Origin of the sequence: Pseudoduganella buxea, assembly GCF_009720835.1 — a bacterium.
GTDB lineage: Bacteria > Pseudomonadota > Gammaproteobacteria > Burkholderiales > Burkholderiaceae_D > Rugamonas > Rugamonas buxea.
This window is the reverse complement of the sequence record NZ_WNKZ01000151.1, coordinates 1-7927: the sequence shown is the minus strand read 5'-3', so window position 1 is coordinate 7927 and position 7927 is coordinate 1. Positions and strand designations below refer to the sequence as shown.

Annotated in this window: 5 protein-coding genes and 1 pseudogene; 3 read left to right on the top strand and 3 right to left on the bottom strand. The window is 69.0% G+C overall.

Features of this window, described 5'->3' with window-relative positions:
- Nucleotides 1-203: pseudogene (locus GM672_RS29410) on the top strand (IS1595 family transposase); the annotation flags it as partial.
- Nucleotides 204-264: 61 nt separating this feature from the next.
- On the opposite strand, the gene GM672_RS26570 reads toward GM672_RS29410, so the two are convergent.
- On the bottom strand, nt 265-714 hold the full coding sequence (locus GM672_RS26570; RefSeq protein WP_155473525.1) for a hypothetical protein: 450 nt from the start codon (nt 712-714) through the stop codon (nt 265-267).
- A 152-nt stretch (nt 715-866) separates the two neighbouring features.
- Nucleotides 867-1598, bottom strand: a complete 732-nt coding sequence (locus tag GM672_RS26565; RefSeq protein WP_155473524.1) for a helix-turn-helix transcriptional regulator — start codon at nt 1596-1598, stop codon at nt 867-869.
- Between the two features lie 208 nt (nt 1599-1806).
- On the opposite strand from GM672_RS26565, the gene GM672_RS30170 reads away from it, so the two are divergent.
- A complete protein-coding gene (locus tag GM672_RS30170) occupies nt 1807-3048 on the top strand; it encodes a nidogen-like domain-containing protein (RefSeq protein ID WP_155473523.1) in 1242 nt (413 codons plus the stop codon).
- A gap of 5 nt (nt 3049-3053) precedes the next feature.
- Here the strand turns inward: GM672_RS30170 and GM672_RS26555 are convergent, their stop codons facing one another.
- Complete coding sequence (locus GM672_RS26555) at nt 3054-4463, bottom strand: winged helix-turn-helix domain-containing protein (protein ID WP_170300262.1); 1410 nt, start codon at nt 4461-4463, stop codon at nt 3054-3056.
- Nucleotides 4464-4598: 135 nt separating this feature from the next.
- Between GM672_RS26555 and GM672_RS26550 the strand changes: the two genes are divergently transcribed.
- Nucleotides 4599-7927 (top strand): beta strand repeat-containing protein (locus GM672_RS26550; protein WP_211517444.1); only part of this gene is annotated, 3329 nt, incomplete at its 3' end.

Below are 7927 nucleotides of genomic sequence, written 5' to 3'. Positions count from 1 at the left end.
AGGGCGAGCGGGCGCTGGGGGAAATCCATGTCCAGAACGTGAACCGGTATCACGCCGTGTTCAAGAGCTGGCTGATCCGCTTCCACGGCGTGGCCAGCCGCTACCTGCCCCACTACCTGGGCTGGATACACGGGCTCGACTGTCGTCACCTGAGCACGCCGCAGCAATTTTTACGGGCTGCATTATTCCCGGCAGGAAGTTGAATGCTGAGTGGACAGTTCACTGCGACCGGGTGACAGCGCCTTTTTTCTCAGGGAAGGGCAATCAGCGCGCGGGGGCGGCGGCCTTGTCCTGTTCGATCAGCTTGGCCAGCTGCGAGGTGGCGCCCACCGTCTCGATGGTGACCACCTTGTCGAGCGGTACCGTCAGCACCTGCGGACCGTGCCAGTCGTTCTTCTGGCGATTGACGACGCGGTTGCCCTGGCGGCCGTCCGGCTGGGTGAACGGCTGCACGTAATACACGTCCTCCATCTGCACGTGGCGCGCGCCGATCTCGCGCAAGACGCCATAGAACATCTGGCCGTTCTGCAGCTGGACGGCGTAGCGCACGCCCAGCGGACCCGGCGCGAACGGCGCGCCGGCCTGCTGGCGCCAGGTGAACACGGCCAGTGCCACCAGCGCGGCCGTGGCAATTGCGCCCAGCAGCAAGCCCAGGCCCGGGCGCATGGCGGTCGAAGAGGTGACAATTGGGGCGGCGTGGACAGGATCGTTCATTGGCGGTTATCTGGATGAGTGGGGCAAAAGGCGGCGACGCGGTGGCGCCTGGGCGTAAGCGACGGCAGCTAAAATTGCCGAATTGCTATCATTGCACATCGGGCTGCCCGGTGCAAGCAGCGCGGGGCAGCGTGCCGGCGCCGCCGGGCGGCTCAGGCCGGTCGGGCATGCTTGCGCCGGTCCTGCAGCACCTTGCGCAAGGCCATCTTGCTGTGCACATTCATCTTGCGGTAGACCCGCGACAGGTGGCATTGCACCGTCGAGGCTGATAGTCCCATCAGGCGCGCCACTTCCTTGACGGCGCGCCCGTCCGCGTAGGCCTGGGCCACCGCCATCTCGCGCTCCGTCAAAGCTTCCATAGGGGCCTGGGCGATGGCGGGTGCCCACGCCAGCGCGCGCGCAGCCTTGGCCACGCGCAGCTGCTGTGCCGTCAGGATGGCGTGGGCGCGGTGCTGCATGGCACGGCAGTGGGCCGGCCCGAACGGCTCGTCCGTGGCCCTCAGCAGGCCCAGCCACGCTACCGCCGTGTCGTCGTGGGCCGGCTTTGCCAGGATCAACAAGTGACGCGCGTCCCAGGCCTGCCAGAAGCGCAGGGCCGGCGAACCGGGGTCGCAGGCGGAGGCGATCGTCAACGCATGGGCCCGTTCCGGCGCGGCCAGCGCGCACTGCCCCACGGGGTCGGCGGCGACGGCTGCCCGGCCGGATACCCCGTTCGCCGGGCGGCCGTAGGCCCGCACATCGTCCCAGGGCAAGGTGGCGCGGACCGGGCCTTTGCCCCACAGCAGGCCGTCGAAGCCGATATCGCGCTGAAGCCAGGCTACGGCCATACCGAAGAACGTTTCCTCATCGCCGAACAGGGCCGCCTCGAACACTTCCAGTTGCATGCAATTCCCTTTGGATGGCCCGCTTCGCCAGGTGGTGTTGTGCTGAAAACGATGTAAATTTGAAACGTAACTTATAAAAATAGCATAAATATAAGATGAGATCAATCACGTGCTTATGTGATATCGAAGTCATGCGCGATGTTCGACAATGGCGCCGCGTGGCGTCCGTGGCCACACCAATCATCCAGAACATCACACCAGGGTAAACATGAAACGTACTTTCCTCGCACTGTCGCTGATGGCGGCATTTGCCAGCACGACCGCCTACGCCGATCCACTGCTGTCGGGCTTCGGCGGCGAACGCGGCTTCGGCACGCGCATCATGCAACCGAACGATGACGGCTCGTCATCGCAGCTGACGCTGCCGTTCCAGATCAACTTCTTCGGCAATGCCTATTCGAACTACTGGGTCAACAACAACGGCAATGTGTCGTTTTCCGGTCCCCTGAGCGACTTCACGCCGTCGCTGTTCCCGATCTCGCGCGCCGCGATGATCGCGCCGTTCTGGGCCGACGTCGACACGCGCAACCAGACCGACAACCTGCCGGTGCCGTTCATGAACAACGTGTACCTGGCCAATCCCGACAACAAGACCGTCGTCGTCACGTGGGACACGGTGGGCTACTACAACCAGCACAACGACAAGCAGAACACCTTCCAGCTGGTGCTGAAGGACCAGTCGGCCACGACCGGCCGCAGCGGTGACTTCGACATGGAATTCCGCTACGGCCAGCTGCAGTGGACCACGGGCGACGCCAGCCAGGGCAGCAACGGCTTCGGCGGCCTGGCCGCCGTGGCAGGCTGGAACGCCGGCGCGCAGACCAATTCCTATTCACTGATCGGTTCGGGCACGCAGAACGTGCTGGGTCTGGTCAACGACAACAACACGGGCACGGACGGCGTCTGGCGCTTCCTGGTGCGCAACGAAAACCTGCCGGGCAGCGCCCCGTACAACCCGGTCCTGCCAACCAATATCGATGACGGCACGGCCGGCTGGATCTTCGAGAACATGCCCGTCGGGACCGGTACGCCGATCTGGATCGACCCGATCGTCGCCACCGGCTACGACTACGCCATCAGCAACGGCCCCCTCGTCAACGGCGTGACCCTGCTGCCGGGCGTCGGCGACGGCCGCTACGATATCTGGCTGATGGAAGGCGGCGAATGGAAGCTGTTCGCGGCCGATGTCGCCGGTGGCGAACATTTCGAGTTCGGCAAGTCGGTCGACCAGTTCCGCATCACGGGCATCGAAGTGACCGCCGCCATCAACCCGGACAGCCCGATCGCCTTCTCGACCGGCCTGTGGTTCGACGGCGTGGGCAATGCCACCGTGACGCAGACGGCGCTGACGGTGGAAGTGTCGGCGGTGCCGGAACCGGCCACCTACGGCATGCTGGCCGCCGGCCTGGGCATCCTGGGCTTCGCCGCCCGTCGTCGCCGCCGCGGCTGATCGCTTCAGTCGTACCGGAAGCCGGCGCTTGCGCCGGCTTTTTTGCGTCGGTCCGTCGAGCCGGCCTGCCGCCGCTTGGCCGATGCGAACAGCCGCCCCGTTTCGGTCAGCGCGTACGGCTCGGCCCGGCCCCCGTCGAACACGACGAGCGAACGGTCGACCAGGGCTGCGAGCTTGTCCAGCCGCCGCAAGGCGCGGTTCGGCCCCACGCCCAGCTGGTCCGGCCCGAACCAGGGCGGCAATGCGGCAAGCTCCCGGTACAGGGCCTGTTCTTCCGGCGCGAGCAGGGCGTAGCTCCATTCCAGCGCCGCCTGCAGCGAGCGGTGGCGCGGCGCTGCCCCGGCGCTGCCGCCGCTGAGCAGGCCAAGGCCGTCGTTCAGGTGGGCCAGCACGGTGCGCAGGCCCAGGCCGGGCACGCGCGCCGCGGCCAGTTCCAGCGCCAGTGGCAGGCCGTCCAGCTTGCGGCACAGGCCGATGGCGGCGGCGATATTGTCCTCGTCCAGCGCAAACAGGTGGTCGAGGGCCACGACCCTTGCTTCCAGCATGGCCAGCGCGCCGAAGGTACGCGCCGCCGCCAGTGGCGTGCCGGCGGTGGGCACGGCCAGGGCAGCGAGCCGGTACACGCTCTCTTCCAGCAAATTCAGGCGCACCTGCGTCGTGACCAGCAGGTGCAGGCGCGGCGCGTGGGCCAGCAGCGTAGCGGCCAGCGCAGCGGTGGCGGCACTGACACGGTCGGCATTGTCCAGCACCAGCAGCAGGCGCCGCGCGGCCAGGTGCGCCACCACGTCCGCAGCCGGCGTGTCCGTGGCAAGGTGCAGCGCGGCGGCAATAGCCGCAACCACGTCCGCGGGCGCCAGCGCGGTGCCCACATCCACCCAGGCGGCGCCGTCGGTGAAACGGGGCAGTGCACGACGCGCGGCGGCCGCTGCCAGCGCCGTCTTGCCGACGCCGGAGGTCCCCAGCACGGAGACCAGGCGGCGGCTGCGCACCATCTCGTCCAGATCCGACAAATCCTCGTCCCGGCCGTACAGTGCCGGCGGCAACGGAAGGGCGGGCTGCCGGGGAACGCTGGCAGGGGCCGGCGGCACGGCACCGGCGTCGTTGTCGCCGGTGCACGGCAGGGTCAGCCGGTAGCCGCGTCCACTGACGGTGGCGATGCTGGCGGCCCCGATCAGCTTGCGCAGCTGGGAAATCTGCACCTGGATATTGTTTTCCTCGACGACCAGGCCCGGCCAGACGGCTGCCAGCAGTTCCTCCTTCGAGACCAGTTCGCCGGCACGTGCCGCCAGCACCGCCAGCACGTCGAAGGCGCGGGAAGTGACGGGCAGCAAGCGGCCCTCCCGAAGCAGAAGGCGTTGCCCCAGCTGCAGCTCGAACGCGGCAAATCGGAAGCGGGCGGGAGTCATGGGTGTCATTGCCATCTTCAGGAAAATTTCAGGAACCTTCAACTTGTAACATGCTTATAAAAACGATAATTATCGCATGGCGAGATTCCGATTGCTTGCCGAGCCGGTTCTGCCCACCGTTATTTTTTTACCAAGAGGAATTCCATGCCAGTATCGACCACACCGCACCGTTTCCTGTGCGCCACCCCATTGTTGCTGGCCCTGCTGGCCCAACACGGGTATGCGGCAGAAACCATCGTCAAGGGCACCGACGGCACCGTCGGTGCCAACGGCGCCACGCCAGGGGCCCCCGGGGCAACGGGGGGAACGGGCGGCAGCGGCATCGCCAATGTCGGACCGGTCGAGGATGCCCTGACCATCGTCCGTGCGACGGGTGGTACCGGCGGCGGCGGCGGCCGGGGTGCGGCCGGCAATGCACAGACGCCAGGTGGCAACGGCGGCAACGGCGGGCGCGGCGGCGATGCGGTCGCCAGCGGCCACGGCACGCTGGCCACTGGCGATACGCGCACCTATGTGCAGGCGACGGGCGGCGCTGGCGGGATCAGCGGCACGGCTGGCGGCGCCGGTACCGGCAGTACCCCGGGCGTGGCGGGTACCGGTGGCACGGGCGGTACGGCCAACGCTGCGGCCCGCAGCATCGCGCACGGCAGCAGCAGCGCCACGGCCGAAGCCTACAGCACCGGCGGCGCGGGCCGCGCCAGCAACGCTGGGCAAGGCGGACAGGGCGGCACGGCCAACAGCATCGCCTTCGCCAGCTCCGATACCGGCAACGTTTCGGTACTGGCCCAAAGCACTGGCGGCCTGGGAGGCAGCAGTGCCAGCCGCACCAGCGGCGACGGCGGCAGCGTCACCCTGGTCAACGCCGTGTCGGGAGCCACCACGGGCGCCCTGCGGCTGCAGCAATTTGCGACCGGCGGCAACGCGACGAGCGGGCCGCTCGGCGCCGGCTCGGGCGGCAGCGGATCGAGCTCGCTGGAGTTGAGCGACAGCGCCGCCTCGAGTCTGGATATCGAAGTCAAGGCCCGGGGTGGCGACACTTTTGCCGTCGAACCGTCGAAGACCGCGGCGCACGCAGACGCGGCGCTGCGTGCCAGTTCGACGCGCAGCGGCGCGTCATTGAGGGGCTATGTTTCCGCCACCAGCGGCAGTGCGTCGCAATATAACCAGGCCGGCAGCGCCGCCACGGGCAACATGGTGCTGCGTGGCGAAGGGGACGTGACCGGCACCGTGCGGGCAGCCAGCACGGGCGGCGTTGCCAGCAGCACCGTCGATCTAGGCGGCAAGGGACGGGTGGTCGGGGTCAGCAGCGTGAATGTCCTGGGTTTTCGCGGGGGTGACGACCTGACCGCCAATACCGGGACGCTGCGCGCCGTCGCGGCCGGCGCCAGCAGTGTCGAACTGCAGAACATGGCTGCTGGTGGCTACACCACTGGCGCCACCGGTGTGGGCCGGACGGCAGCGCGGGGCGCGGACACGCTGCTGACGACGGAAGGCCGTTCCACCAGCGGCGCCGTCACCATCGCCGTCAAGGGAGATGCCAATGGCGGTGGCAACGGCAACGGCGGCGCCATGGGCGGGGTAGGCGGCAATGCCATCGGCGTCATCGGCGCTGCCACCGGTACCAGCGGCGTGCTGACGATCAGCCAGGAGATGACGGGTGGTCATGGCGGCGCCAGCGCCGGCCTGCAAGGCGCGACGGGCGGCAACGGCATCTCGACGGTGATCGTCAACGACAGCAGCAATACGCGCATGAAGCTGACCGGCACCGGTACCGGCGGCGTTGGTGGCGCTTCCGATACCTCGGCGTTCGGCAATGGCGGCAGCGGCAACGCACTGGTCCAGGGCCGCGGCGCCGGCGTCGTCGACGTGACGGCAATCGGGCGCGGTGGCATGGGTGGCGGCGGGGACGCCCAGGGCAATAGCGGCGGACTGGGCACCGCCGTCGCACATGGCAGCAGCTCCGGCAACGGCGCCGTCACCGTCGCTGCCAGTGCCTATGGCGGCAACGGCTACAAGCCGGCGTACTATACGCCGCTGCTGCATCACGGCGATGGCGGCACCGCGTCGGCCAGCGCCAGCGGCAGTTCGGCCGGCGGCGGCGCTGTCAGCGTCAGCGCACTGCAGGTCGGTGGCGACGGAAGTTGGACCGGGACTGGCGAGTATCCGTACTCCTTCGGTGCGGGCGGCAACGGCGCTGCCTCCCATCTCGCCGATGCCGTCAGCGGCGCCACCACGGGCAGCCTGACGCTGGTGCAGGAAGCGCGGGGCGGAAACGGCGGCCCGGGCGAAACGTCCGGCGGCCGCGGCGGCGATGCGTCCTCGCGCCTGACCGTGGCGGGGCAACGCGCCGGCGGCCTGAACGTCACGGTACGTGCGGAAGGGGGCAATGCCGGCGGCGGCGCCGACGCTACCGCCGGCAGCGGCGGCAACGCCAGCGCGGAACTCGTCCTGACGGGCGTTCAGGCACGCACCACCGTTGCCGTCAGCGAGGCCAGTGCCGGCGCAGGCACCGGGCGGCACCAGGCACAGCCCGATCGGGGAGGCAATGCCAGCGCTACGCTGACGCTGACAGGCAGCGGCAACCTGAACGGCAAGGCCATCGCGACGGGCAATACGCCGCTGGCAACCAGCAGCGGCGCCCTGGCCGGCGGCAATGCCACGGCGGTGCTTGCACTGGAAGGCGATGGTGCGATCGTCGGCGCGGCCACGGCGAAGGGGAACCGCTACGGCGCCTCCGGATCGACAGCGGCAACGAACGGCGGCATGGCAAGCAGCCACGCCAGCGGGCGCACCAGCAGCGCGGCGGATGTCACGATTTCGTCCACGGCCACGGGCGGTACTGCTGGCGGCCCGCTTTCCGTGGGCGGTGGTGTCGATGTCAGTGCGTTCGGCAGTTCGGCGGGCGGCAAGGTGGACGTTACGGCACAGGGCACGGGCGGCGTCAGCGCGGGTATGAACAACTCGCGCGGCGGTGACGGCGTGCAGGTCGTCCTGGTCAATGCTGCACGCGGCAGCACGACGGGCGCGCTGGTACTGAACCAGCTTGCAACGGGCGGGGAGGGCAGCCCGGGCACGGTGGGCGGCACCGGCGGCAATGGCTCGTCGACGCTGTCGCTGGACGACCTGACGGCGAGCAACTTGACACTGCGCGGCACGGCCACGGGCGGTGCCGGTGGATGGGCCGAGAACCAGGCCGACTGGGGTGTCGGCGGCAATGGCACCGCCACAGTCAGCGGCAATGGCCGGGATGTGACGTTGCTGGCCCGTGCAGTCGGCGGCAACGCCATGCGCGGCGGCGATGCCGTGGCAACGGCCAACGGCACCGGTATCACCCGCGCCGTCAGCCAGGCCGAAGCACGCGGCGGCGAGCGCGCCGCTCCCTATTACCCACTGGCTGCCCACGGCGGCAACGCCCAGGCCACCGCCAGCGCCACGGCGGCAGGCCGCGCCAGCGCGCAGGCCACTGCCACGGG